At 62.2% G+C, this 26,662-nt stretch carries 16 protein-coding genes; 7 read left to right on the top strand and 9 right to left on the bottom strand.

Annotation, left to right across the window (positions count from 1 at the left end; translation table 11 throughout):
* The 3 genes from ACN9MZ_RS24365 to ACN9MZ_RS24375 all read right to left on the bottom strand — a co-directional run bounded on the left by ACN9MZ_RS24365 (position 1) and on the right by ACN9MZ_RS24375 (position 5,521).
* Entirely contained in the window at positions 1-1,635 is a 1,635-nt protein-coding gene (locus ACN9MZ_RS24365) for an alpha-D-glucose phosphate-specific phosphoglucomutase (RefSeq protein WP_426339422.1), read from the bottom strand.
* Positions 1,636-1,751: 116 nt separating this feature from the next.
* Positions 1,752-3,083, bottom strand: a complete 1,332-nt coding sequence (locus ACN9MZ_RS24370; protein ID WP_426339423.1) for an MFS transporter — start codon at positions 3,081-3,083, stop codon at positions 1,752-1,754.
* Between the two features lie 104 nt (positions 3,084-3,187).
* Positions 3,188-5,521, bottom strand: a complete 2,334-nt coding sequence (locus ACN9MZ_RS24375; RefSeq protein ID WP_426339424.1) for a TIM-barrel domain-containing protein — start codon at positions 5,519-5,521, stop codon at positions 3,188-3,190.
* Positions 5,522-5,628: 107 nt separating this feature from the next.
* On the opposite strand from ACN9MZ_RS24375, the gene ACN9MZ_RS24380 reads away from it, so the two are divergent.
* Entirely contained in the window at positions 5,629-7,434 is a 1,806-nt protein-coding gene (locus ACN9MZ_RS24380; protein ID WP_426339425.1) for a M2 family metallopeptidase, read from the top strand.
* Between the two features lie 46 nt (positions 7,435-7,480).
* Here the strand turns inward: ACN9MZ_RS24380 and ACN9MZ_RS24385 are convergent, their stop codons facing one another.
* On the bottom strand, positions 7,481-10,225 hold the full coding sequence (locus tag ACN9MZ_RS24385) for a TonB-dependent receptor (protein ID WP_426339426.1): 2,745 nt from the start codon (positions 10,223-10,225) through the stop codon (positions 7,481-7,483).
* A gap of 315 nt (positions 10,226-10,540) precedes the next feature.
* Between ACN9MZ_RS24385 and ACN9MZ_RS24390 the strand changes: the two genes are divergently transcribed.
* The gene (locus ACN9MZ_RS24390; RefSeq protein ID WP_426339427.1) at positions 10,541-12,364 is read left to right on the top strand and encodes a glycoside hydrolase family 13 protein; all 1,824 of its coding nucleotides are present in this window, start codon (positions 10,541-10,543) and stop codon (positions 12,362-12,364) included.
* The gene (locus ACN9MZ_RS24395) at positions 12,364-15,537 is read left to right on the top strand and encodes an alpha/beta hydrolase-fold protein (RefSeq protein ID WP_426342954.1); all 3,174 of its coding nucleotides are present in this window, start codon (positions 12,364-12,366) and stop codon (positions 15,535-15,537) included. Before ACN9MZ_RS24390 ends, ACN9MZ_RS24395 begins: the two co-directional genes overlap by 1 nt.
* On the opposite strand, the gene ACN9MZ_RS24400 is transcribed toward ACN9MZ_RS24395, so the two are convergent.
* The 4 genes from ACN9MZ_RS24400 to ACN9MZ_RS24415 form a co-directional block, all read right to left on the bottom strand.
* Positions 15,534-17,165 carry a methyl-accepting chemotaxis protein gene (locus ACN9MZ_RS24400; RefSeq protein ID WP_426339428.1) on the bottom strand — a complete coding sequence of 544 codons (1,632 nt, stop codon included), beginning with the start codon at positions 17,163-17,165 and terminating at the stop codon, positions 15,534-15,536. The genes ACN9MZ_RS24395 and ACN9MZ_RS24400 overlap by 4 nt on opposite strands.
* Before the next feature lie 107 nt (positions 17,166-17,272).
* Positions 17,273-17,779, bottom strand: coding sequence for a GNAT family N-acetyltransferase (locus tag ACN9MZ_RS24405; RefSeq protein WP_426339429.1), 507 nt, complete (start codon positions 17,777-17,779; stop codon positions 17,273-17,275).
* Positions 17,776-18,297: a GNAT family N-acetyltransferase gene (locus tag ACN9MZ_RS24410; protein WP_057259917.1), complete on the bottom strand. Its 522-nt coding sequence runs from the start codon at positions 18,295-18,297 to the stop codon at positions 17,776-17,778. The genes ACN9MZ_RS24405 and ACN9MZ_RS24410 overlap by 4 nt, the downstream gene beginning before the upstream one ends.
* Before the next feature lie 34 nt (positions 18,298-18,331).
* The gene (locus ACN9MZ_RS24415) at positions 18,332-19,633 is read right to left on the bottom strand and encodes an amidohydrolase family protein (protein WP_426339430.1); all 1,302 of its coding nucleotides are present in this window, start codon (positions 19,631-19,633) and stop codon (positions 18,332-18,334) included.
* Between the two features lie 174 nt (positions 19,634-19,807).
* Here ACN9MZ_RS24415 and ACN9MZ_RS24420 point away from each other — a divergent pair, with 174 nt between their 5' ends.
* The 4 genes from ACN9MZ_RS24420 (at position 19,808) to ACN9MZ_RS24435 (ending at position 26,061) form a co-directional block, all read left to right on the top strand.
* Positions 19,808-20,434, top strand: a complete 627-nt coding sequence (locus tag ACN9MZ_RS24420; RefSeq protein WP_426339431.1) for a phasin family protein — start codon at positions 19,808-19,810, stop codon at positions 20,432-20,434.
* 143 nt (positions 20,435-20,577) lie between these two features.
* The gene (locus ACN9MZ_RS24425; protein WP_426339432.1) at positions 20,578-22,329 is read left to right on the top strand and encodes an ABC transporter ATP-binding protein; all 1,752 of its coding nucleotides are present in this window, start codon (positions 20,578-20,580) and stop codon (positions 22,327-22,329) included.
* Between the two features lie 115 nt (positions 22,330-22,444).
* Complete coding sequence (locus tag ACN9MZ_RS24430; protein WP_426342955.1) at positions 22,445-24,103, top strand: ABC transporter ATP-binding protein; 1,659 nt, start codon at positions 22,445-22,447, stop codon at positions 24,101-24,103.
* A 77-nt stretch (positions 24,104-24,180) separates the two neighbouring features.
* The gene (locus ACN9MZ_RS24435; RefSeq protein ID WP_426339433.1) at positions 24,181-26,061 is read left to right on the top strand and encodes a methyl-accepting chemotaxis protein; all 1,881 of its coding nucleotides are present in this window, start codon (positions 24,181-24,183) and stop codon (positions 26,059-26,061) included.
* Here the strand turns inward: ACN9MZ_RS24435 and ACN9MZ_RS24440 are convergent.
* A complete protein-coding gene (locus ACN9MZ_RS24440) occupies positions 26,058-26,651 on the bottom strand; it encodes a hypothetical protein (protein WP_426339434.1) in 594 nt (197 codons plus the stop codon). The genes ACN9MZ_RS24435 and ACN9MZ_RS24440 overlap by 4 nt on opposite strands.
* Positions 26,652-26,662 lie beyond the last annotated feature (11 nt).

The following is a 26,662-nucleotide window of genomic DNA, read 5'->3' on the forward strand; positions in this document are numbered from 1 at the left end:
CTATGTAATGACTGTTGGATTACTGCGGCCTGTGTGCATGGCGATGCTCGCCACGCTGTCTGCGATTGCAATCAGCCCTGCGAGGGCTTGCTGCGTTGGGATATGATGCTGCTCCGGATCCGCCTCGTAGCGCTCCAGGTAGACGCGCAAGGTGGCGCCCTCGGTGCCGGTACCGGACAGGCGGTACACAATGCGCGAGCCGTCCGTCATCATGATGCGAACGCCTTGCTGGCTGGCGTGCGAGCCGTCCACCGGGTCGACGTATTCGAAATCGTCGGCGGCCTGCACTTGGTAATGGTTCAATTTCTGCCCCGGCAGGTTGGGTAGCTTGATGCGCAAGTCCTGCATCAGCAGCTGCGCCGCATCGCTTGCGATGGCTTCGTAATCGTGGCGCGAGTAGTAATGGCGGCCAAAGCGCTGCCAGTGCGCCGTGACGATGTCCTGCACCGAGCCGCCGCGCACGGCCAGCAGGTTCAGCCAGAACAATACCGCCCACAGGCCGTCCTTTTCGCGGATGTGGCGCGAACCGGTGCCGTAGCTCTCTTCGCCGCACAAGGTAGCCTTGCCGGCGTCGAGCAGCGTGCCGAAGTACTTCCACCCGGTTGGCGTCTCATAGCAAGGCACGCCAAGTTCGGCAGCCACCCGGTCGGCGGCACGCGAGGTGGGCATGGAACGGGCAATGCCGGCGATACCGTCCGCATAGCCTGGCGCTACGGTCGCATTCGCAGCCAGCACGGCCAGGCTGTCCGAAGGTGTGACGACGAAATCGCGGCCGACGATCATATTGCGGTCGGCGTCGCCGTCGGAGGCGGCACCAAAGTCCGGCGCGGCGTTGGCGCACATGATATCGATCAGTTCTTCTGCGTTCACCGGATTGGGATCGGGATGCAGGCCGCCAAAGTCCGCCAGCGGCGTGCCATTGATCACCGTGCCCTCCGGTGCGCCCAGCATGCCCTCAAGGATGGCGTGGGCGTACGGGCCGGAAACGGCATTCATGGCGTCGAACCGCATGGTAAAGCCACCGGCAAACAGGCGGCGAATGGCGTCGAAGTCGAACAGCTTCGCCATCAGTTCCGCATAGTCGGCGACGGGGTCGATGACTTCGACCGCCATGGCTTCGACGGGCGTGCGCGCACCGGGTGAATCGATGTCGATATCGGACGCATCGCTGATGCGGTATTGCGCCAGCGCCAGCGTACGTTCGTAGATTGCTTCGGTCAGCGTTTCAGGCGCGGGGCCGCCGTTGGCGGCGTTGTACTTGATGCCGAAATCGCCGTCCGGGCCGCCGGGATTGTGGCTGGCCGAGAGGATGATGCCGCCCAGTGCGCCATGCTTGCGGATCACACAGCTCGCGGCCGGCGTGGACAGGATGCCGCCCCGCCCCAGCAACACGCGTGCAAAGCCGTGCGCAGCGGCCATCTTCAGGATTACCTGGATTGCTTCACGATTGTGGAAACGGCCATCGCCGCCCAGCACCAGCGTCTTGCCGGCGACTGAACCAAGCGTGTCGAACACGCCCTGTACGAAATTCTCGAGATAGTGAGGCTGCTGGAACACTGCGACTTTCTTGCGCAGCCCCGAAGTCCCCGGGCGTTGCCCGGGGATAGGAGTAGTTGCCACCGTCTGGATTGCCATATTCGCTCCTCAGAAAATAAATGGGGACGTACCCCATTTTTCTTCGAAAAATAAATGGGGTACGTCCCCATTTATTTTCCTGCGAATGGCGCGTTTGGTGCGCGCCGCTGGATGGCTTAGGCTTCCTTCTTGGCCGAGTCGCCCACGATCAGGCAAACGATGCCGCCGATTGCCATCGAGACGCCGCCCAGCACCAGGACATACACCGAGTGGCCGTTGAACAGGTGCTTGATGACAGGGCCGAGCACCAGGTTGGCGACAATCTGCGGCAGCACCACGAAATAGTTGAACACGCCCATGAAGTAACCCATGCGCTTGGCCGGCAGCGCACCAGCCAGGATCGCGTACGGCATGGTCAGGATGCTGGCCCATGCAATACCCACGCCGATCATCGGCAGCATCAGCATGTTCTTGTCATGGATGAAGGCAATGCTGATCAGGCTCAGGCCACCAATCACCAGGCAAAGCATGTGCACCATTTTGCGGCTAGTGACGTGTGCCAGCTTAGGCAGCAGGAAAGCCACCAGCGCGGACACGCCGCCGTAGATCGCGAACAAGTTGCCGACCCAGTTGCCCGCCTCCTGGAAGATGGCCGATTTGCCGTCGGTGGTGCCGAACACGTTTTCTGCAACTGCCGGGGTAGTGAAGACCCACATGCCCATCAGTGCAAACCAGGCGAAGAACTGCACCAGCGCCAATTGCACCATGGTTTTCGGCATGTGCACGAAGCCGCCAAACACTTCCTTCAGTGAGAACAGGAAGCCTCGGCGTTGCGCTTTCTCCATACGGAACTTCTCGACATCTTCCGGCGGCAGTTCGTCGGCGGTCAACACGGTCCACAGCACCGACAGGAAGTATGCAGTACCGCCAGCATAGAACGAGTAGCGCACGGAGTCGGGGATTGCGCCGTTGACCACTTCATTGCTGACGTGAAGGAAATTGGTGAAGATCATTGGCAGCAGCGAAGCAATCACGCCCCCCAGGCCGATAAAGAAAGTCTGCATCGCGAAGCCGGCGGTTTGCTGTGATTCATCCAGCTTGTCGCCGACGAAGGCGCGGAATGGCTCCATCGAGATATTGATCGATGCATCCATCAACCACAGCACGAGGATCGCCATCCACAACGCGCTTGAATTCGGCATCAGGAACAGTGCGATGCTCGCCAGCAGGGCGCCGATGAAAAAGAAAGGACGACGACGTCCCCACTTCGCGTGCCAGGTGTTGTCGCTCAGGTAGCCGATGATCGGCTGCACCAGCAGGCCGGTGACCGGAGCAGCAAGCCAGAACAGCGGCAGTTCGTCCGGGGTCGCGCCCAGGGTCGAGAAAATGCGGCTGGTATTGGTGTTCTGCAGTGCGAAACCGAACTGGATGCCAAAGAAGCCGAAGCTCATGTTCCACAACTGCCAAAAGGTCAGCCGCGGCTTGCTGATGATGGAATGCATTTGCATCACTGTCCCCGAGTAATTTTGTAGCAAAATAACATGGCAAATTCAGGCTGTCAATGTGCAGACAGCCCGCAAATACGCCATTTTTAGACGTTTTTGTAGTCAGGCTACAAAACAACAGACAGTTTTGCCTTCATTGCACTACCTGCTGGCAAAGCCAGTTGCAGGGTGTGGCTGCGGGCATCCCAGCGGGCCTCGACAGCCTTGCCATCCAGCTTTACGCTGCGCGGGCGGCTCACTATATTGTGGACCTTGAGCGCGTAGACGCGGCTGACTGGCTGCCACGCTTTGCCAACCTCGGTCTCAATACCAATGTCGAAACCGCTTGCCGATGCAGCGCCGGCAAAATGAGCGATTTCGTATTTTCCCTGTTCGTAGGCGTTGGCGGTCGCACCGTCGTCGTCATACAGCTTGCCGCTGGTGGCGCCGGCTGTGGCGTGGTAGTAGTAATTCAACTCGATCTGCTTCGTGTTGTAGTCGCGCGTGGTCTGCACCACCTTCGCCAGCGGCACGAACGCACCGGCGCGTACGAAGACCGGAATATGATCGGCGACCACCGGCACCACCTCGTTGATGCCGCCCTTGTGCGCCGCGTCGCCATAGAAGTCGAACCAGACCTTGGCCGACGCCGGGAAATTGACTTCCTTGCGCTGCGCACCGGGCTCGGTGACCGGCGCCACCAGGAAGTCCCGGCCCCACAGGTAAGTCGATGCCACGCCGTTGTCGCCGCCCTCGAACATGATCGGGCGCATCAGCGGCAAGCCGGTCCGGCTATTGTCGAATGCCGCACTGTAGTTATAAGGCAGCATGGCGTAGCGCAGGCGGATCGCATCGCGCGCCAGCGCTTTGGTGCGTTCGGCGCGGAATACCGGCTCGGCCGGCACCTCTTCCTGCGCATGCGGGCGGAACACAGGCTGGAACACGCCATACTGCATCCAGCGCACATACAGTTCATCGTCCAGCATTGGCGAAGCAAAGCCACCCAGGTCGGAATGCATATAGGCCAGGCCCTGCATGCCCATCTGCAAGGCAATTTCCATCTGCGACTGCAGGCCGCCCCAGCTCCGCTGCACGTCGCCGGACCATGGGATCATGCCGAAGCGCTGCGAGCCGGAATAACCGGCACGCATCAGGATGAAGGGACGCTCGTTCGGGAAGTCTTTCTTGTAGCCTTCGGCGATCAGCCGCGCCCAGTCATGACCGTAGATATTGTGGACCTGGTCGGCGCCAAGCTGGCCATTGCTGCCATGGCGCAGTGCGGAAGGATGCACCTCCGGCTCACCAAGGTCGCCCCACCATCCGGCCACGCCGCCCTCTTTGAGCTCCTTGTAGATATTCCAGAACCAGTCGCGCCCTTCCTGGCGGTACAGGTCAACCAGGCCGGTGTTACCAAAGTAGAAGTCATATTTGAACGGCGCGCCCGCAGCGTCGGTAGCCAGCGCCTTCTTTTCGACCGCTTCCTGCCAGCGGCTGGACGTGGTCAGTACGAAAGGCTCGGTAATGACAACGGTTTTCACGCCCTTTGCCGCCAGGTCGGCCATCATGCCTTTCGGGCTGGGGAAGCTTTCCTTGTCCCAGGCCAGGTTGCCCATGGTGCCTTTGACGGTCTTGCCGAACCAGTACAGGTCCAGCACCACGGCATCGACCGGGATCTTGTCGGCGATGAACTTGTCGACCACCGCGCGCGTCTCCGCCTCCGTATGGTAGCCGAAGCGGCTGGCGAAGTTGCCGAAGGCCCAGCGCGGCGGCAAGGGCTGGCGGCCGGTCAGGCTGGTGTAGTTGGCCACCACGTCTTCCCACTGCTCGCCGGCGATCACCTGGTAAGTCTTGCGGCCGCCAATGGTTTCGTAGGACAACGTGCCGTCTTTCCTGCTATCGAAATCCAGGTAGCCGATCTGCGGGTTGTCGAAGTGGATGGCGTACTTCTTCGATGACAGCGCCATCGGAATGGTGAAATTCAGCAGCTGCGAGCGGGCCTCATAGCCGTAATGGGCACGGTTGTACAACTGGAAGCGGTTGCCGCGGCGGTTCATGCCGGTCGCCCTTGCACCGGCGCCATACAGGGCCTCGTCGCCGTCCAGGGAAAACTCGATCGCTTCCATGCCGCCTTCGCGGCGGTAACCGCGCCTTTCGGCCACCAGCGGCTGGCCTTTATACAAATAACTGATGCGGAACGGCTGCTTCTCCACACGCACGGTAATGCCCGGCGTGGCGAATTCCAGCACGCCGCCTTCCTCGCGCAGGGTGCTGGCCACGACCGCAGGCGGCAACACTACCGCGTGCGACACCGCATCTACCACTTCGCCCTTTGGAATGAAGGTGGTTTCCACAACGGCGGCGGAGTAAGGCTTGATGATGTACTTGCCATCGTTTGTGCCGATTTCCAGGGCGTTGCCGCTCTTCGCGGCAGATAAGAAATGGCGATCCGCGTTCTGCGCCATGGCAGCTTGGCTAATAAGGGCCAATATTGCAAATTTAATTAGTTTCATGGGGTGATATATTAGCGGGCAGTTTTATCTGAGAGGAGAATGAATTGAATAAAACGACTATGAAAAAACCAATGGCTCTGGCCCTGGGCCTGGCCCTGGCAGCGGGCTTTGCCCATGCCGCGCCAGCCGCCAAAAAAGGCAAAGGTACTCCGGCCGAAGCGAAGAAATTCATCGCGCAGACTGAAGAAAAATTCGACAAACTGGGCAACGACGCCAACAAGGCCGCCTGGGTTGCTCAGAACTTCATCACCGACGACACGGAAGCGCTGACCGCCTACTTCGGCGAGCAGCAACTGGATGCGGCCGGCCAGGCTGCGCTGGAAGCCCGCCGCTTCAACGGCGTCAAGCTGCCGGATGACGAAGCGCGCAAAATCAAGCTGCTGCAGCTGACGCTGATGCTGCCGGATCCGAAGGAGCGCCAGGCCTACGCCGACGCCAACGCCAAGCTGAATGGCGCCTACGGCAAGGCCAAATACTGCCCGACTGACGGCCGCCAGTGCATGGCTCTGGGCGAACTGGAAAAGACCCTGGCCAACAGCCGCGATCCGAAAGTCCTGCTGGACGCGTGGAACGGCTGGCACATGCAGTCGCCTTCCTACAAGAAGCTGTACACCGACTACGTCGAGCTGTCCAACAAGGGCGCGCGCGAAATGGGCTATGCCGACACCGGCGCCCTGTGGCGCTCGGGCTACGACATGACGCCGGAACAATTCTCGGCCGAGATGGAGCGCACCTGGCAGCAAGTAAAGCCGCTGTACGACGCGCTGCATACCTACGCCCGCTACAAGCTGCGCGAGACCTACGGTCCGGACCAGGTGCCGCTGGAAGGCCCGATCCCGGCCCACCTGTTCGGCAATATGTGGAGCCAGAGCTGGGAGAACATCTACCCGCTGCTGATGCCTGCCACCGGTGCCTCCAAGTTCGACCTGACCAAGGTGCTGGAAGAGCGCAAGACCAGCGCCAAGGAAATGGTGCAATACGGCGAGCGCTTCTACACCTCGCTGGGCATGCCCAAGCTGCCGGAGACCTTCTACCAGCGTTCGCTGCTGGAAAAGCCGCGCGACCGCGACGTGGTATGCCACGCTTCGGCATGGCAGCTTGACGGCAAGGACGACGTACGTATCAAGATGTGCATCCGCCCGACCGAAGAAGAATTCGCCGTCATTCACCATGAGCTGGGACATATCTATTACGACCTGGCTTACAAGAACCAGTCCAACCTGTTCCGCACCGGGGCCAACGACGGCTTCCACGAAGCCATTGGCGACACCATTGCGCTGTCGATCACTCCGAGCTACCTGAAGAAGGTCGGCCTGATGAACGAGAACCCGGACCCGAACGCCGACATCGGCGTCTTGCTGAAGCGCGCCCTGGCCAAGGTTGCCTTCCTGCCGTTCGGCTATTCGGTCGACAAATGGCGCTGGGACGTCTACAGCGGCAAGACCAAGCCAGCGGACTACGACAAGAGCTGGTGGCAACTGCGCGAGCAGTACATGGGCGTGAAGCGCCCCCTGCCGATGCTGGCTGACGGCTTTGACGCCGGCGCCAAGTACCACGTTGCTGCCGACGTGCCTTACGCCCGCTACTTCCTGGCCCACCTGCTGCAGTTCCAGTTCCATCGTGCCCTGTGCAAGGAAGCCGGCTACACCGGTCCGCTGCACCAGTGCTCGATCTACGGCAGCGAAAAAGCCGGCAAGAAGCTGTGGACCATGCTGGAGATGGGTACGTCCAAGCCATGGCCCGAAGAGCTGAAAGCCGCTACCGGCGAAGACCGCATCGACGGCCAAGCCCTGCTCGACTACTTCGCCCCGCTGAAAGTCTGGCTGGACGAGCAGAACAAGCAATTGGCCGCCAAAGCCAAGTAATACAAAAACGGGGGCCGCGGCCCCCGTTTCCTTTGCTACTGGATGCTTAGAACTTGTAGTTCGCGCCCAGCAGGAAGGTGCGGCCATACTTCTGGTATTCCAGTTGCTGGTTGCGGTTGCCGTTGTAGGTCTCGTAAGCAGCATCGCGCAGGTTGTTCACCTGCAGGACCAGGCCTACGCCCTTGAACATGCCTTCGTTGAAGGTGTAGCCAACCTGGAAGTCCAGGATGTTTTCGCCAACAACGTAGCGCAGCGAACGCTCACCGGCGAAGTTGCCGATCTCACCTACGAAGTCCGAACGCTTGCGCTGGCTCAGGCGAGTCTCAAAGCCGGCCTTCTCGTAGTACATGGTCAGGTTGCTGGTGTGCTTCGACAGGCCTGGCAGCATGATGGTCTGGCCCAGGTTGGCGCTAGGTTCCTTGATGGTGATGGCGCTGTCGTTGTACGAATAGCTGCCGCTCACGCCGAAGCCGTCCAGTACCGGAGTCACCATGTTCAGCGGCAGCGAAGCGGTCAGCTCCAGGCCCTTCATGTTGCCGCCCTTGCCGTTGTAAGGAGCGGTGTAGTTACCGAACGGGGTAATCGCCTTGGTGCCAGGGATCTGCGCCGAGAAGTCGCGGGTACGGGTCTCGGTGAAGATGTAGGTATCCAGCTTCTTGTAATAGAACGCCAGTGCCGCGTAGGCTTTCTTGCCGAAGTATTTTTCGTACGACAGGTCGAATGCCTTGGCACGCCATGGGTCCAGCTGCGCGTTACCGCCGCTGCCGCCTGGTTTGAAGTCGTTGGTGCCGACGTTGAAGTCCAGTGCGGAACGCAGCTGGTCAACGCGTGGACGGGCGATCTGCTTGGCCAGGGCCATGCGCACGGTGTGGTCGTTCGGCAGTTGGAAGGCCAGGTTCATGCTTGGCAGCACGTCGGTGTAGGTCTTGCCGTCGTGGACTGGCTTGACTTCCTGGCCGGCTGCGGCAGTGCCGTCCCAGTACTTGGCGTCCGAGGACTGGTCGGTGCGCTGCACTTGCACGCCGAAGTTACCGCGCAGGCTGACATCGCCCAGTTCATGTTCGATATTGGCCTTGGCGAAGGTCGTGGTGATCTTCTCATTCACGGTCCAGGCCTTGGCGATCAGGTAGCTCTTGTCTTCGGTCGGAGCGAAGGTCATGTACTTGGCCACGACGCCCGGCACGTTCCAAGCAGGGATGGTGCCTACGCCTGCGAAGCCCAGATCAACCGGTGCATACAGCAGGTCCGACGAAATGGTCGAAGCAGCGCCTGCCAGCTTGATGTCGCCTTCCGGCTGGTGTTTTTCCTTGCTGCGGTCGGAGTAGTGAACGCCGATATCGAAGCTCGAGAAGTACTTCTCAAGCGCGCCGGACGACTGGATGTTGGCAGCGAGCTTGAAGCCATTCAGCTTGTCTTCCACGTGCGGAGTCTTGCCGTAGCCGGAACCGTAGATGGTGTTACGCACGTACAGGCTGGCCGGGTTGCTGTAGTCGCGGCCCGGGTTCATGGTCGGGAAGCCGCCGGTGCCCAGCGCCAGGGCAACGGAATCCAGGTATGGATTGCCGGCTGCGTCGCTGATCTGCAGGTTGTTTTCCAGGTTCACTTCATCACGCTTGGCGGTGGAGCGGCTCAGGTCAGCTACCAGGGACCAGCCATCCATCTTCCATTCGTTGTTCCAGCCGATGGCGCGGATGTCGTCCTTGCGCTTGTCGTACATGCCGCGCACCAGCGGGTACACGCCGGTTGCGGTACCAGTGGCGAAGGAACCATTGTTGGTGGTGACATTTTCGAAGTTCAGGCCCGGAGTGTTGCCGCCGTTGTAGCCGCCGACGTGAACTTCGAACTGGTTTGCGGTGTCTTCATGCTTGAAGCGCGAAGCATACACGTCGACCATCGAAGTGAAGTTCTTGCTCGGACGGTACTGCAACACGCCCATCAGGCCATCGCGCTTGTTATAGCCGCTGCGTGCCAGGGACTTGATGCCATCGGTGACCATGGTACCGGCAGGCACGCCAGGACGGGACTCATTCTTCCATGGCTCATACAGGCCGGTTTCGCGGGCCAGCACTGGCGAATCCAGGTGGGCGAAGCCGATCGCCACGCCGATGGTGCGGTTGGCGAACTGGTCGATGTAGGTGGCGCTGAAGCGGCCGCCGCGCGAATCGGTGTCGGCGATGCTGCCCAGCGAATTCTTTTCCATGCGGGCGTTCAGGGACACGGTGCGGCCGCCGAAGGCCAGCGGACGCACGGTCTGCAGGTCCAGGGTGCCGGACAGGCCCTGGCCGACCATGCCGGCGTCAGGGGTCTTGTAAATGGTAACCGCGCCAATCAGTTCGGACGGGTACTGGTCGAATTCCACGCTGCGGTTGTCGCCGGTGGAAACTTGCTCGCGGCCGTTCAACAGGGTGGTAGCGAAGTCCGGCGACAGGCCGCGTACGGAAATGTTTTGCGCACGGCCGGCAACGCGCTGGGCAGCCAGGCCTGGCAGGCGGGCGATGGATTCGGCGATGGAGGTATCAGGCAGCTTGCCGATGTCTTCCGCGGAGATGGCCTCGACGATGGAAGTCGCGTTTTTCTTGACGGAGATCGCGTCCTCAATACCGCGGCGAATGCCGGACACGGTCACAGTTTGCATCGGCGCGTCAGCTGCCTGGCCGGTGGCGGTGGCGGTGGTGGTTGCGGTCTGCGCGTACGCAGAGCCCGCGAAGGCGGATACAAATACAGCACACCCAGCCGCAACCGGACTCAGTCGGAAAGCGGTATTGCCTCGCTTGTTGGCGAAGATAGTCATCAAAGTCCCCTCACTCATTAAACATTCTTTCCCGCAACCTACACAGACCGGTTTATTTCGACTACACGGGAATCCTTGGAAAGCGAACGCTCTTACGGACGCTCTGAGGCGGATTCTGTACTAAAACTAGATTTGGTGTCAATGAATGACCATCATCATTCCTGTGTATTTCTGCCTTTCCCGGCGGCTTCTCTCTGTTATTTGGCACCGGCACGTTGTATTTCGGCTACAAATTTAGACATATCCATGTGTAGTAGAACTACAGTCAATTTCGGTGTATTGTCGGGCCCATAAGACGTCCAGACCGGAGATTTCATGAAGAAGACTGCTTTCGCCGCCCTGCTTGGCCTTGCCCTCCTGCAAGCCGCCCATGCAGCCCCGCCAACTGTCCAGCATATGGAGCCCCCTTTCTGGTGGGCCGGCATGCAGAATCCCAAGCTGCAACTTATGGTGAATGCGCCACAGGTGGCGGACCTGGAACCAACGATCGACTATCCAGGCGTGCGGATCGGGAGCGTGAGCCGGGTGGCCAACCGCAACTACCTCTTCATCGACCTGGTACTGGCGCCGGACGTGGCGCCGGGCCGCTTCGACATCCGCCTCGCCGCGCCGGGCAAGCCAAGCCTCACTTATGGTTACCAATTACTGGCGCGCACGCCCGGTTCGGCGCAGCGCCAGGGCTTTAACAGATCCGACGCGATCTACCAGGTCATGCCGGACCGCTTCGCCAACGGCAATCCAGCCAACGACAATATCGCCGGCATGCCGGACAAGGCCAACCGCGCCGAGGGCAACGGCCGCCACGGCGGCGACCTGACAGGCATGGCCGCGCACCTGGACTATATAAAGGACATGGGTTTCACGCAGGTGTGGCCAACGCCGCTGGTGGAGAACAACCAGGATATCCACTCGTACCACGGCTATGCGGCAACCGACCATTACAAGATCGACGCGCGCTACGGCAGCAATGAGGATTACCGCAATTTTGTGGCACAGGCGCGCACGCGCGGCATTGGCGTGATCCAGGATGTGGTGTTGAGCCACATCGGCAGCCGCCACTGGTGGATGCAAGACATGCCGATGCAGGATTGGCTCAGCTACGACGGCAAGTACACGCCGACCGCGCACCACCGCGTTGCCAGCGTCGATCCGTACGGCAGCAAGGAAGATGCGCGCAACTTCACCCAGGGCTGGTTCGGGCCGCATATGCCGGACATGAACCAGACCAATCCGTTCGTGGCGAACTACCTTATCCAGAACAATATCTGGTGGATCGAGTATGCCGGTCTGTCCGGCCTGCGCGTGGATACCTACGGCTACTCCGATACCGCCTTCCTGACTGAATGGTCGAAGCGCGTGCGGGCGGAATATCCGAACCTGAATATGGTGGGCGAGGAATGGAGCACCCGGATTCCTATCGTGGCCCGCTGGCAGGCCCTGAACGCGCCCAGCATGATGGACTTCCCGCTTAACGACGTGCTGCGCAAGGCATTGGGCGACACGGACGGCACCTACCGCCTGTACGACGTCTATGAGACGCTGGCGCAGGATTATCTCTATCCCAACCCGTCCAATCTGGTGCTGTTCGAGGGTAATCACGACCTGGCGCGCAGCTTCAGCATGGTGAACAGCGACCCTGCCCTGCTGCGCATGGCGCTGGCCTTTACGCTGACCGTGCCGCGCATCCCGCAGTTCTACTACGGCACTGAAATCCTGATGCCGAGCACCGTGAAAGGCCGCGACGACCCATCCTATCGCCACGATATGCCAGGCGGCTGGGCAGGCGACAAAGTGAATGCCTTTACAGGCGAAGGCCTGAGCGCGGCGCAGCGCGAGATGCAGTCCTTCGTGAAAAAGCTGGCCAACTGGCGCAAGACTTCCAGCGCGGTCCAGCACGGGAAGATGATGCAATACGGGCCGGAACAGGATACTTACGTCTACTTCCGTTATGACGGCAAGCAGAAAGTCATGGTCGCGCTGAACAAGAACGCAAAGGATGTGACGCTGGATGCAGACCGTTTCCGTGAAATGCTGGACGGCGTGCGCAGCGGCACGGACATCATCACTGGCCGCAGCATTCCGCTGGCGGGCAGGTTCACGCTTCCAGCCCGTTCGGTCCTCGTGATGGAGGTCCAGTGATGCTGCGCCGCCCGCTGCTTGCCGCTGCCATCTCAGCCGCCTTCGCAGCTGCGGGCGCGCTGGCAGGCGGCCCGGCGCTGGCACATACCAGCATCGAACTCCCATTCGGCAGCTTCAAGGCCAGCTTTGCAACGCCGGATGCGCAAGCGGCGCTGCGCAGTTACACGCAGTCCACCAACATGCCACTGCGCGACAATGCGCCGCAGTCAATCACCTTCAGCGAGCAGGCTGGTTCGCCCAAAGTCCGCAGCGGCAATCTGGCCTTCGACGCACTGTTCGCACTGGCGATGACGGAAATGAAGCAGGACTCGGTGCAGGCCATCCGCGATGGCAGCTACAACGGCGGCCAGCCGATAGCTTGCGAGTGCTTCGAAACCGGCGAAAAATGGCATTACGTGTGGACGCGCGACTTGTCCTACGCTGCCAACCTGGGCCTGGCGATGCTTGATCCTCAACGCACTCGCAACTCCCTGCTGTTCAAGCTTTCCGGCTACCGTAACGGCAAGCCGCCGCTGGCGGCCGGCAGCGAAGACGGCCTGCAGATCGTGCAAGACACGGGCAGCGGCGGAAGCTGGCCAGTCAGTACGGACCGCGTCAGCTGGGCCTTCGGCGCCGAGCAAACGCTCAAGTCGCTGCCAGCGGAAGAACGCGCGAAGTTCGCCGCCACTGCCTTGCTGGCGCTGCGCAACACGATCGAGAACGACCGCATCGCCGCTTACGATCCCGCCAGCGGCTTATACAACGGCGAGCAGTCCTTCCTCGACTGGCGCGAACAGTCGTATGCAGGCTGGATTCCCAACGACCTGTCCAGCATAGCCACGTCCAAGTCGCTGTCGACCAACGTCGCCCACTATAAGGCACTCACGCTGGCGGCCGAACTGGCGCAGCAGGCGGGCGACAACGACGGGGCATTGCGGTACGCGCGCTGGGCGTCAGGCTTGAAGATTGCGATCAACGACCGGCTTTGGCTCAAGGACGCGGGCATGTACAGCAGCCTGGCCGCCGGTCACTTCGACTGCGCCGCCATGCACAAGTTTGACTGGCTTGGCCAGTCGCTCGCCATCATCACCGGCGTCGCCGATGCCGGGCAGGCGCAGTCGATACTGGCCCGTTATCCGCACGGGCCATTGGGCGCGCCGGTGATCTGGCCGCAGCAGCCAGGTTTGCCGGTGTACCACAATCGTGCCTTGTGGCCTTTCGTGACAGCCTATGGCTTAAGGGCCGCTGCGCAGTATGCAAACGTGGCCGTTGCCGACGCCGCCTATGCCAGCTTGCTGCAGGGCGCGGCGCTCAATCTGTCGAATATGGAGAACATGGAGTGGCAAGGCGGCGATCCTTCCGCGCCGGCCATCAATTCACGCCGCCAGCTTTGGTCTGTGGGCGGCTTCCTTGGGATGATGGTGCAGCAGGTGTTTGGCGTCGGCGTCGATGCCGAGCGGCTGCACCTCAATCCCTTCATTACCGCCCGGCTGCGGCGCGAGTGGTTCGCGGGCAGCGATGCGATCGAGCTGTCCGGCCTGGTCTTGCACGGCAAGCGGCTGCATATCAAGATCAAGCTTCCCCCGCCTGTTGCGCTCGAGGGCTATTACATGCCGGCAGGCGGCAAGCTGAATGGCAAGGACGCGCGCGGCCCGATTGCATGGAACGAACTGGCCGACGATAACCTGATTGAAATAGAAATGGGCACGCTGGTGCCCGGGCGGCAGCAGATCACCTTTGCGGGCAGCGAGGCCGCTTCGACTGCACCGCCAGAACCGGTCGTCCGGCAAGCAGGAGACGGCATCCTTCGCATCGCGCCGGGAGCGGAATCGCAGGAAGGCACGCGCTTCAACGTGTACCGCGACGGACAACTGGTCGCTGCGGACATCACCGCCGGCAGTTGGCCGCCTGGCCCTGCGGCCACCACGTCGTCCTGCCATGCGGTGGAAGCGGTCTACCCGGCCACCGGCTTGCGAAGCCATCACTCGCAGCCGCTCTGCACCACCCCAGCCGGCAGCACGGCCGGGCCAAGTGCTGTGACGGACAGCGTGACCGCGACAAAAGACGGACGCTACAACGTCCAGCTTCGCTACAACAACCACGCCCACCAGATCAACCTCGGCATCACCAACGCCGTGCAGTTCCTGCGCCTGCGCGACAAACACGGTGCGGTCGCGGTGGAGGGCGTCATCCAGATGCCGCACAACGCTCCCGCCAACGGCCCGGCATGGTCGACTCCCCTGCCCGCCACGCTGAAACAAGGCAGCTACCGGCTCGAACTGCAGCCCTTCTACAATATGAGCAGCCTGCAAGCCAACGCCGGCTACGCCGACGCGGGCGGCAGCAGCGGCGCACGCAACGATGCCGACGTGCTGGCGGCACGCCTCCTGCCAGCACCCGCCGCAAGCAAACCGCCGCTGCACGGCACCTTGCAGCTGGTGGAAAAGTTCAAATCGCCCCAGCTGGGCAACGAACGCACGCTACGCATCTATCTGCCGCCAAGCTACGGCAGCGACACCAGGCGGCGCTACCCTGTACTTTTCATGCACGACGGCCAGAACCTGTTCGACGCCACAACCGCCAGCTACGGTACCGAATGGAACATTGACGAGGTGGCGGACCGCCTGGTGCGCCAGGGCGACATGGAGGAAGTGATCGTAGTCGGCATCGACAACACCGCTGACCGCATCGCCGAATACACCCCCTGTTGCGACCCCAAGCACGGCGGAGGAAAGCTGAACGCCTACGCCGACTTCGTGGCGAAAACAGTCAAGCCATGGGTGGACAAGCAATACCGCACCAAACCCGGCCGCATGCACACGGCGGTGATGGGTTCATCGCTGGGCGGCCTGGCATCGATCGGCATCGCGCAGCGCTACCCGCAAATATTCTCGATGGCAGGCGGCGTCTCCAGCTCTTTCTGGTGGAACAACCGGGAAGAAGTGAAGCATCCGCCAAAGAAGATGCCGGTCCGGTTCTACATCGACGTGGGAACGGTCTATGACGGCCAGGAAGACAGCGAAGCATTCCGCCAGGCCATGCTGAAGAAGGGCTACCGCGAAGGCCGGGACCTGCGATTCCTCGTCGACGAAGGGGGACGCCATAACGAGCAATCGTGGGCCGGCCGCGTGCATGCTGCGCTGGCCTGGTTCTTCGGCAAACCAGGCCGCGCCGCGCCGCAGAAGGCGCCTTAAGCCGGCAAGGCGCGCAAGCTGCGGCTTGGCGACAGTTTCATGTGCGAGCCGCCTGCGGTCTCGCGCACCTTGAACACCGACACCGCTTCCTCCAGGCTTGCGGCCTGCAGCTGCAAGGCCTCGGCAGCAGCGGCGGCTTCCTCGACCAGCGCCGCATTCTGCTGCGTCACGCTGTCCATCTGGGTGATGGCATCGCTGATCTGCTCGATCCCGTCGCGCTGCTCACCGGTTGCCACGGCGATCTCGCCGATGATCGAGGTGACACGGCGCACGCTGTTGACCACTTCCTCCATCGTGACGCCGGCCTCGCCCACCAGGCGGCTGCCCTCTTCCACGCGTTCGACGGAATTGCCAATCAGTTCCTTGATCTCCTTCGCTGCCGCAGCGGAGCGGTGCGCCAGGTTGCGCACCTCGCCCGCCACCACGGCAAAGCCGCGGCCTTGCTCACCGGCGCGCGCAGCTTCTACCGCCGCATTCAGCGCCAGGATATTGGTCTGGAAAGCAATGCCATCGATCACGCCAATAATGTCGACAATCTTGCGCGACGATTCGTTGATCGCACCCATGGTCTGCACCACTTCCGAAACGGTCGCGCCGCCGCGCACGGCGACATTGGAAGCCTCGTCGGCCAGCTTGCGCGCCTGGGTCGCATTCTCATTGTTCTGGCGCACGGTGCTGGTCAGTTCCGTCATCGACGACGCGGTTTCCTCGAGCGAGCTGGCTTGCTGTTCGGTGCGCGTCGACAAGTCCATGCTGCCGGTCGCCACCTCGCTCGATGCGCTGGCAATCGTCTGGGTGCCGGTGCGCACACGGCTCACGATATCGGACAGGTTGCTGCTCATTTGCTTCAATGCCGACAGCAGTTCGCCCACTTCATCCTTGGTTCGCACGTCCACGTCGACGCTCAGGTCGCCCGCCGCGACTGTCTTGGCGATATCGATCGCCTGATCCAGCGGACGCGTAATACCCTTCACGATCCACCATACGATGACCGCGCCGATCACCGTCGTGACCACCAGCACCACCAGCAGGGTAACGGTAGCAGAGCGGTTGGCCGCTTCCGCTGTCGCCACCGCTTCCGCCGCATTTTTCTTGGACTGCGCATCGATGAACGCCACGATTTCATCGATCTTCTTGGTTGGCGCGCGGTCCATGCCGGCAACGGCCTTGTCGAGAATCTTGTAGCTTTCCGGGTTGGCCGCATCAAACTGCTTGAGCGCGGCCATATAGCTCTTGCCAAGGTCCTCGTGCATCTTGATCGCTTCGTCATCCAGCGTGGTCTGCAGGTTCAGCTTTTTCAGCATGGCCGACAGCTTCTGCAGTTCGGCGTTGGTGGTCTGGCCGCTCTTGACGAAGGCTGCGGAATATTTTTCGAGCTGCGCAGGATCGTGGCCGCGCACCAGGATGTTTTTCCACTCCTGCACCTGGATCTTGAACTCAACCTGCGCGCCGCGCGCAGTATCGACGGCCTGGGTCAGGTCGACCGAGCGCTGCATGCTCTGGGCATTGCTGGATTTGATGAAGCTGATGGCGCTCCAGCCCTGGTAGCCGACCGTCAACAAAGCCAGCATGAAGAAAGCGCCCAGCAAGGCCAGGCGCACTCCGATCTTTAGATTGCCGAAGTTCATGATTAGTTTCCCCTTGGTAAAAAAAGGCGACATTATGCCTTCAGGACTGCAATCTTCATCATGCGCCCTAAAGTACCAAAAGCCAAGAAACCTGTTTTCGCAACAACCTAGCTGTGGCGCGGGGGAAACTCCATGCGGTAAAGATCCGTCTTTCCCGAATCAAGCCGCTCGACAAAACGCATGCCAAGCTTCATCAGCAACGCTGACGACGCCGTATTGCCGGGCGACACGATGCCTAGCAAGCGCGGCAAGCCGACGACATCGCGGCCATAGGCCATGGCCGCCGACGCCGCTTCCCACGCATAGCCCTGGCCCCAATAGGCTGGCAGGTAGGCATAGCCTATATCGGTATCGGGCAAGGTGTCGCGCTTGATCAAGCCGCACATGCCGATGGCGGCGCCGTCTTCCTTGCGCACCACCATCCACAAGGAATAGCCCAACCGGGCCTGCATGGCGACGGGGCCGGCGAGCAAGGCGGCGCGCGCACCGTCAAGGTCGCGCACGCCCTTGTCGCCAATGTTTTCGAGGAAGGAAGGCTCGTTCACCAGGCGCAGGTAGAACGCAGCATCATCAACAGTTGCGGGACGCAGGGTCAGTCGTCTGGTATCGATCATTGCTCCGGCCAATCGTTAGGGTCGGCCAGGAACTTGTACATCACATACACGTCGACAAAACCGAGCTGCTTGTGGCGATAGGCGCGCGGCAGCGTGCCTATGACTGAAAAGCCGAGCCGCTTCCACAGCAGCACGGCAGAAACATTGGTACTGACCACATAATTGAACTGCATGGCGAGGAAGCCATCGCGCCGCGCCTGTTCCAGGCAATGGCGGCCCAGCATCTTGCCGATGCCCACACCTTGCGCAGCGGGGCTGACCATGAAGGAAGCATTGGCCACATGCGAACCCCGGTCGAGCTGGTTGGGCAGCAGGCGGTACATGCCGAGCAGGCGACCGGTATTCAGCACCGCCACCCAGGTCTTGATGCCGCGCCCGAACCAGTACGCGTGGCAGTCGTCGCGGCTGGTCTCGGCGGCGAAGTAATAGGTATCACCGCTGGCGATCAACTCCTGGAAAATCGTCCACATGGAATCGAAATCGGCTTCAGTAGCCGGGCGGATGACGATGTCTTTCAAAGCTGCTCCCAACGGCAGGAATGATGCTGAATTTTCATGTATTTTCCCTTGCAAGTCCAGCATGCCCGGACAGGCGGAAGTCGACTTGCTGCGGCCGGCCCGGCAAGGCCAGGCGTGCCGTGGCCCGCGGCGCTTCAGCCACCACTTCCCCGCGCCGCAGCACCAGCCGCCGCGCAGCGCGCAGGCGGATTGCCTCCACCGGATCGCGGGCATCAAGCAGCACCAGGTCGGCGTGGCAGCCGGGTTGCAGGCCGTAGCCATCCAGGCCGAGGATCTTTGCCGGCGTTTCCGTCACCGCCGCGAAGCAGGCGCGCATCGCATCCTGCCCGGTCATCTGCGCCACGTGCAAGCCCATGTGGGCCACTTCCAGCATATCGCCCGAGCCCAGGCCGTACCACGGATCCATCACGCAATCGTGGCCGAAGGCGACGTCGATGCCATGCGCCAGCAGCTCCGGCACACGCGTCATGCCGCGCCGCTTGGGATAGCTGTCATGGCGTCCCTGCAAGGTGATGTTGATCAGCGGGTTGGCGATGGCGGCCACGCCGGCTTCGCGGATCAGCGGCAGCAGCTTGCTGGCGTAGTAGTTGTCCATCGAATGCATGGACGTCAGGTGCGAGCCGGCCACGCGGCCCTGCAAGCCAAGACGCTGCGTGTGGAAGGCCAGGGTTTCGATGTGACGCGACAGCGGATCGTCCGATTCATCGCAGTGCATATCGACGCGCAAGCCCTTCCCGGCCGCGAATTCGCACAGCACGCGCACGGACTCGGCGCCATCGGCCATGGTGCGTTCGAAATGGGGAATGCCGCCGACGACGTCCACGCCCATTGCAATTGCACGCTTCAGGTTGTCCAGCGCACCTGGGCAGCGCAGCACGCCGTCCTGCGGGAAAGCCACCAGCTGCAAGTCAAGGTAAGGCGCCACGCGACGTTTCACATCGAGCAGCGCTTCGACGGCGAGCAAGCGGTCGTCGCATACATCAACGTGGCTGCGAATGGCAAGCAGGCCGCGCGCCACGGCCCAATCGCAATACTGCAAGGCGCGCTCCACCAACGCTTCCTGCGTCAGTTGCGGCTTCAGCTCGCCCCACAGCGCAATGCCTTCCAACAGGGTGCCCGACTGGTTCACGCGCGGCTGGCCGTAGCTTAGCGTCGCGTCCAGATGGAAATGCGCATCGACGAAAGGCGGCGTGACCAGGTCGCCTTCCGCATCGATCTCGCGAGCCCCCTTGGCTTGCAAGGCGGGAGCGACATCGACGATGCGTCCCTGCGCGATGGCGATATCGATGCCCTGGCGGCCATCAGGCAAACTGGCATTGCGGATGACAAGATCCATCGCTTAGCTCCACAGGTGAGGATGGCCGATTGTAGGCAGGCTGGGCAGGGCGCGCAATGCTGCACTGCATAACTTCTGCTTCAATAGTCGGCAAAAATGTCTTTCCATTACCATATTTCGTCGCTAGAATGGGTTTATTGCAGCGCACCATTTCCCATCAATCCAGGAGAAAATATGTTTTCGATTCCCGAGCAATTTTCCGCAGCCACCAAGTCGCAGCTGGAAGCGCAGCTGAAAATCCTCAACAACTTCGCCACCACTGCCTTCGAAGGCGCGCAAAAGGTGATTGCGCTCAACCTGAGCACCACCAAGGCCTCCGTCGAAAAAGGTTCCGCCGCTGCGCGCGAACTGCTGGAGGCGAAAGATCCGCAAGAATTCTTCGCCAGGAGCACTGCCCGCGTGCCGAATTTCGACGGCCTGTTTGCCTACAACCGCGAGCTGTTCAGCATTGCCAGCAAAACCCAGGCAGACTTGTTCCAGGCAGCGCAGGAGCAATTGAAGGAAGCCGGCCAGCAAGCCGCGATCGCGCCCAAGCTGTCCGCCCCGATTGCGGCGCCAGCGCCAGTGGCGGTCCCTGCTCCGGCGCCAGCCCCTGCTCCGGCACCGGCACCAGCTCCCGCACCGAAGGCAGCCAAAACCGAAGCCAAGCCAGTCCCCAAAACTGACGCCAAGGTAGAAGCCAAGCCCGAGGCAGCAGAAAGCAAGCCGGAAGTAAAAGCTGACGCCAAAGCAGCCAAGCCAGCCGCCAGCTTCCCCGACGCAAAAGCCGCCCACGCCAACGCCGCCAAAGCCCACAAGTGATTTAAAAGTCGGGGTCAGGTCTGGCAATCCGCCAAATTGGCGGATTGCCAGACCTGACCCCGATTTTCATCTTGGCGCGCTCGGCGAAAAATCCTGCCCTGAGGTATCCTTGCAGGCTCTTGGCAGCATTTTCTAATGAGCATATGAGTTTATCGCGCCTGATCGGTGGCTTCGTCCGCAGCCATTGGCGTCCTTACGCAGCCGCCGGCGCCATGCTGACCGGCGTTGCCATCATCGGTATCTGTATTCCGCGCCAGATCGGCTATATGGTTGATGGCCTGGCGGCGGGCAAGCTTGGGCCTGAGGCTTTGTGGCAGGCGATCGGCCTGCTGCTCTTGCTGGGCGTGGCCAACTACGGCTTGCGCGTCGCCTGGCGCATGAAGCTTTTTTCGGCCGCTTATCAATTGGGCGTTGAACTGCGCACGCGCTTCTACCGCCGCTTGTCGCTGCAAGGTCCGCAATTCTTCCAGAAGCAGCGTACAGGCGACCTGATGGCCCTGGCCACCAACGACATCGATGCGATCGAGATGGCGGCTGGCGAAGCAATGCTGGCCGGTTTTGATGGTTCGCTCACCCTGCTGCTGGTGCTGGGCATGATGCTGGTCGGCGTCGACTGGCGCCTGGCCTTGTTCGCGCTGATCCCGTTCCCGCTGATGGCCTGGGCTTTCTGGCGCATCTCGTCGCATATCCATACCGCTTCCGCCGATTCGTTGAAGCGCTTCAGTGCCTTGAATGATCATGTGCAAGAAACCCTTTCCGGCGTGCGTACCCTGCGTGCGCTTGGACTGGAACAGCGCAGCAGCAAGCGTTTTGAAGAACTGGCTGGCGCCGCTGCCGACGCCAGCCTGACTGCGCAGCGCTGGGAAGCGGCGTATGAGCCAGCCGTCGGCCTGACGCTCACTGCGGCCACCGGCCTGTCGCTGGGCCTGGGCGGCTTTCTCGTCTGGCGCGGCGAATTAAGCATAGGGGAGCTGACGTCTTTCAGCATGTACCTGGGCCAGTTGATCTGGCCGATGTTCGCGGCGGGCTGGGTGCTGTCGCTGATCGAGCGTGGCCGCGCCGCCTATGCGCGCTTGCAGCCGATGCTCGATGCCCCCCTGAGCATCGAAGACCATGGCACCCTGCCGCATGTAGCACCCGGCAACCTCGAATTGCGCGGCGTGGGCTTCGCCTATCCCGGCCAGCACGAGCCGGCGCTGTCCGATATTTCGCTGACCTTGACGCCGGGCCAGACCCTCGGCCTGGTCGGCCCGACCGGCGCCGGCAAATCGACCCTGCTGCGCGTGCTGCTGCGCCAGGTCACGCCAACGCAGGGCAGCGCGCAATGGAGCGGCCACGCGCTGGACCAGTACACGCTGCAGGCGCTGCGTGCGGCCATCAGCTGGGTGCCGCAGGAGTCGTTCCTGTTCTCGGCTTCGATTGCCGACAATATCGCGCTGGCCAAGCCCGGCGCCACGCGTGCGGAAGTCGAGCGCGCAGCCAGCCTGGCTGCGATCCACGACGACATCCTGCTGTTCCCGCACAAGTACGAGACCGAAGTCGGCGAGAAGGGCATCACCTTGTCCGGCGGCCAGCGCCAGCGTGTTGCCATTGCGCGCGCCCTGCTCTCGGACAACGATTTGCTGCTGCTGGACGATGCCTTGTCCGCAGTGGATACCGGCACCGAAACCGCCATCCTCGAACACCTCGAAGAACTGCGCCGCGCCCACGCTACTCGTTGCGCCATCATCGCCAGCCACCGCCTGAGCGCCGTGGTCGATGCGGACCAGATCGTGGTGCTGCAGCATGGCCGCATCACCGAATCAGGCACGCATGAAGAACTGCTCGCGCTGAACGGCTGGTACGCCAGCCAGTGGCGCTACCAACAACTGGAGGCCAGCCTTGACGCAGCCTGATAAAACAAGCGCACGCGAACAGACGCGCCAGGCCGTCGGCCTTCTGAAAGAAGCTTCCGGCCCGGACCTGCACCATCTCGGCTGGGCCGTGCTGTGGCTGGCCTTTGCAGCCGGCATGGAAGTGCTGGGTCCCCTGCTGGGCAAGCGCCTGATCGACGAACACCTGCTGCCAAGGCACCTGGACTGGACCCGCATGGCCCTGCTGCTGGGCGGCGTGCTGCTGACCGGCTGGATCGCCACCTGGGTGCGCTACCTGCAGCTGGCCCGCCTGTCCGGCGTCGCCATGCGTTCAGTGCAGCGGCTGCGCGAGCGCGTCTACAGCCACGTGCTGCGGCTGCCAATGGCTTTTTTCGATCGCGCCATCACCGGCCAGCTGGTGTCGCGCGTGACCAACGATACCGAGGCCGTGAAAGGCCTCTACATCCAGGTCCTGTTCGTGATCCTGGACAGCACCATCGTCCTGGCCGGCACCGTAGCCGCCATGGCCTGGCTGGACTGGCGCCTGATGACCCTCGTGGTCGCGCTGCTGCCTTTCGTGCTGGTGATCGTGTGGGCTTACCAGCGCCTGAGCGCTCCGGCCGTCACCCGCGCCCGCCAGCTGCGCAGCGACATCAATGCGCAGATCGCCGAATCCATCGGCGGCATGACCGTACTGCAGGCGAATAATGCGGAGCAGCGCTTCGGCGAACGCTTCGCGCAAACCAACGCGGAACACTACACGCAGCGCCTGGCCGAGATCCGCGCCAACGCCTGGCTGCTGCGTCCCGCGCTCGACATGCTGAACATCCTGCTGCTGGCGTCCGTGATCTTCATGTTCGGCCAGCGCGACATGAGCGCGGCGGAAGTGGGCGTGCTGTATGCCTTCATCAACTACATCGCGCGCGTCATCGAGCCGCTGATCCAGATCACCATGCAGTTCAGCCAGTTGCAGCAATCGGTGGTGGCGACATCGCGCGTGGCGATCCTGCTCGGTGAACAGAGCGCACCGGAACACCGCGGCGCTGCCGGCTCCCATGCGCGCCACGCCGCCAACGATGACGGCGCGCCCGCCATCGATATCCGCGCGCTGGATTTCGAATACATCGAAGGCCAGCGGGTGCTGCACCAGTTGTCGCTGGAGATTCCGCAAGGGGCGTTCTTCGGCATCGTCGGCCACACCGGCAGCGGCAAGTCGACCCTGTTGTCGCTGCTGCTGCGCTACTACCCCGCCCCGCACGGCAGCATCCGCATGAATGGCATGCTGCTCGATGAAATCGACAACGAGCAGTTCCGCGCCGACGTAGGACTGGTGCCGCAAGATCCCTTCCTGCTCGCCGCCTCCGCTCGCGAAAATATCGACATGGGCCGCGGCCTGCCGCAGCAGGAAATCGAGACCGCGGCGCGTGCGGCGCACTGCCACGGCTTCATCATGGCGATGGAAGACGGCTACGAAACCGTACTGGGCGAAGGCGGCTCGCGCCTGTCCTCCGGCCAAAAGCAGCTCATTGCCATTGCGCGCGCACTGGCGGGCAAGCCGCGCATCCTGCTGCTTGACGAGGCCACCTCGCGCATCGATTCGCACACCGAACAGATCGTGCAGGTGGCGCTCAACGAACTGCGCGGCCAGGTAACCATCATCGCCATCGCGCACCGCCTGTCCACCATCCGCGAGGCGGACCGCATCATCGTGCTGAACCACGGACGCATCGTGGAACAGGGGCCGCACGAGGACCTCATGCAGATTGACAATGGCTTGTACCAGCGCCTTTACCTTTTGCAACAGCTCGCCGCCTGAATCTCGTTTCCGCACGATAAGAATTACTAGTTGCCTGGTAGCCGGGGTATGCTGTCCTCCAGAGGGGGGACAGCGCCATGCAAAAGAACCTATCTATCAAACGTATCTTCCTTGCGTTTTTTGCCATTACGGTCGTGCTGGCAACACTGACCATGCTGGCATTGCTCCGTGTCTCCAGCAAAGGAGCGGAAGCCAAGCAGGCCGCCGATTCGCGCTACCAGTCCTATCTGCTTGCCGACGAATTGCGGCAAAGTTCGGACGACCTGACCCGCCTGGCCCGCACCTATGTGGTGTCGGGCGAGGCGGCTTTCGAACAGCAGTACATGGACATACTGGCCATCCGCAACGGCCAGAAGCCGCGCCCGAAAAACTATGAACGCATCTATTGGGACTTCGTCGCCGCAGGTACGCCGGTGCCGCCCTCCTCCGGCCAGGCCATCGCCTTGTCGGAGCTGATGAAACGCGCCGGCTTCACGGGCCAGGAATTCGCCAAGCTGAAGGAAGCGGAGGCCAACTCCAACGAACTGGTTCACACCGAGGTGATCGCGATGAACGCGGTCAAGGGCAAGTTCGATGACGGCAAGGGTGGTTTCACGCGCGAAGGCCCGCCCGATCCGGAGATGGCCCGCCGCATCATGCATGACAAGGCCTACCACCAGAACAAGGCCAGGATCATGCAGCCGGTGAATGAGTTCCTGGCCCTGCTTGACGAACGCACCAGCGCCGAAGTGGCTGCAGCCAGCACCGCCTTCGAACGCGCCCAACGCCTGGCGCAGGCGCTGCAAGCCATGTCGGTCATCGCAGCCGTGGCATGCCTGCTGTTCGCTTACCGTTATATCCGCTCGGGCCTGCAGCAGGCGATCGATACCGCCGAATGCATTGCCGGCGGGGATCTGAGTCGGGACATCGACTCCAGCCGCAGCGACGAAATCGGCCAGTTGCTGCAAGCGATGGAGCACATCAACAAAGGCCTGGCGAAAATGATCGGCAATATCCGCAACAGCACCGACCAGATGACAGTGGCCACCGGCGAGATCGCCAAAGGCAACGCCGACCTGTCGGCCCGCACCGAAACGCAGGCTTCCTCGCTGGAAGAAACGGCCAGCGCGATGGAGAACCTGACCGACACCGTGCAGCAGAACGCCAGCAACGCACAGCAGGCCAACCATCTGGCAGCCGATGCGGCGCAGGTGGCGGAGCAAGGCGGCGACGTCGTTTCGCAGGTGGTCGCCACCATGGGCGCGATCAAGGATAGTTCGGCGCGCATCAGCGACATTATCGGCGTGATCGATGGCATCGCGTTCCAGACCAATATCCTGGCGCTGAATGCGGCAGTGGAAGCTGCAAGGGCGGGCGAACAAGGGCGCGGCTTTGCAGTGGTGGCGTCGGAAGTGCGCAACCTGGCGCAGCGCAGCGCGGCCGCGGCCAGGGAAATCAAGGAATTGATCGGCAATTCGGTGTCGCGTGTGGAAGAAGGCGGTCGGCTGGTCGATGCAGCCGGCGATACCATGCAGCGTATTGTCGCTTCGGTGCACAAGGTGGCCGGCATCATGGGGGAAATTACCAGCGCCAGCCAGCAGCAGGGCAGCGGCATCGGTGAAGTGAACCAGGCGATAGGGCAGATGGATGCGATGACGCAGCAAAATGCGGCACTGGTCGAGCAAGCTGCTGCCGCGGCGGAGAGCTTGCAGGAGCAAGCCCAGGCTCTGGCGCAGGCGGTCAGCATCTTCCGGCTGAAGGGTGGCGCCGTAGCCGGCAAAGCGCGCACTGAGGTCGCGCTGGCAGCCAGCACGCCGGCACGGGCGGCTGCATTCCGTCCTGCTGCCAAGGCCTCCGGCCGCAACGCTGCCGGCGCCGCACCGCCCCGCTCCGGCGCCCCGGAGCGATCCCGGCGCGCTACGGCGGCCAATACGGCACGCAATACGGCGCCGGCAAGCGAAGGCTGGGAAGAGTTCTAAGCGCTGCGCCAGCGGCTGGCGTGGGCGAGTCCCGCGGCCCACGCCAGGCAGCCCGCAATCGCCCATGCCGCCACGGTCACCGCGTTTGCGGAGCCATTGAAGCCGACCAGGTCCAGCGCGGCTTCTTTCGGCGTATTGAGCGCGATATACCAGGTGAACAGGAAAAACGCCAGGAACAGCCGCGACCCGCGCGTCAAGCCACCGAGCAGGCTGGCGGCAGATGCCAGCGCCAGCACGCCGGCAAGTGCAGCAACAGCGCGTAACGGGGCGTCCAGCGACCAGCGCAGGGCCACGATGGCGAGCGGCAGGGCGAGCACCAGGCTGGCCGCCCACTGCCGCAGGTAGCGCCGCGCCAAGCCTCCAGGCAGCGCCGCGGTCATCGCATCCGCTCCGCTCTGCCAATCGCGCGGCGCGATGCCGCACACAATCATGCCCCAGCCCGCGACGCCGGCAGTCATCACGCCCGGAAGGACCTCGGGCGCGGCCAGCGCTGCCGCCACGGTGCCCGCTGCAAGAACCAGCGCTGCGGAAGGCGACATGGACAGCACAAGCGCCACTTCCGCCAGTACTTCGCCAGCAAAGCCCGGCACGCGCATCGCCA

The organism is Pseudoduganella sp. S-14 (assembly GCF_049913285.1).
Taxonomy (GTDB): domain Bacteria; phylum Pseudomonadota; class Gammaproteobacteria; order Burkholderiales; family Burkholderiaceae_D; genus Rugamonas.

Bases quoted from the DNA above. Each gene is read 5' to 3' on its own strand.
- ACN9MZ_RS24395 (WP_426342954.1), top strand. From the start codon at position 12,364: ATGCTGCGCCGCCCGCTGCTTGCCGCTGCCATCTCAGCCGCCTTCGCA.
- ACN9MZ_RS24385 (WP_426339426.1), bottom strand. From the start codon at position 10,225: ATGACTATCTTCGCCAACAAGCGAGGCAATACCGCTTTCCGACTGAGT.
- ACN9MZ_RS24375 (WP_426339424.1), bottom strand. From the start codon at position 5,521: ATGGCGCAGAACGCGGATCGCCATTTCTTATCTGCCGCGAAGAGCGGC.
- ACN9MZ_RS24370 (WP_426339423.1), bottom strand. From the start codon at position 3,083: ATGCAAATGCATTCCATCATCAGCAAGCCGCGGCTGACCTTTTGGCAG.
- ACN9MZ_RS24435 (WP_426339433.1), top strand. From the start codon at position 24,181: ATGCAAAAGAACCTATCTATCAAACGTATCTTCCTTGCGTTTTTTGCC.
- ACN9MZ_RS24430 (WP_426342955.1), top strand. From the start codon at position 22,445: ATGGAAGTGCTGGGTCCCCTGCTGGGCAAGCGCCTGATCGACGAACAC.
- ACN9MZ_RS24400 (WP_426339428.1), bottom strand. From the start codon at position 17,165: ATGAACTTCGGCAATCTAAAGATCGGAGTGCGCCTGGCCTTGCTGGGC.
- ACN9MZ_RS24415 (WP_426339430.1), bottom strand. From the start codon at position 19,633: ATGGATCTTGTCATCCGCAATGCCAGTTTGCCTGATGGCCGCCAGGGC.
- ACN9MZ_RS24405 (WP_426339429.1), bottom strand. From the start codon at position 17,779: ATGATCGATACCAGACGACTGACCCTGCGTCCCGCAACTGTTGATGAT.
- ACN9MZ_RS24425 (WP_426339432.1), top strand. From the start codon at position 20,578: ATGAGTTTATCGCGCCTGATCGGTGGCTTCGTCCGCAGCCATTGGCGT.
- ACN9MZ_RS24420 (WP_426339431.1), top strand. From the start codon at position 19,808: ATGTTTTCGATTCCCGAGCAATTTTCCGCAGCCACCAAGTCGCAGCTG.
- ACN9MZ_RS24390 (WP_426339427.1), top strand. From the start codon at position 10,541: ATGAAGAAGACTGCTTTCGCCGCCCTGCTTGGCCTTGCCCTCCTGCAA.
- ACN9MZ_RS24365 (WP_426339422.1), bottom strand. From the start codon at position 1,635: ATGGCAATCCAGACGGTGGCAACTACTCCTATCCCCGGGCAACGCCCG.
- ACN9MZ_RS24380 (WP_426339425.1), top strand. From the start codon at position 5,629: ATGAAAAAACCAATGGCTCTGGCCCTGGGCCTGGCCCTGGCAGCGGGC.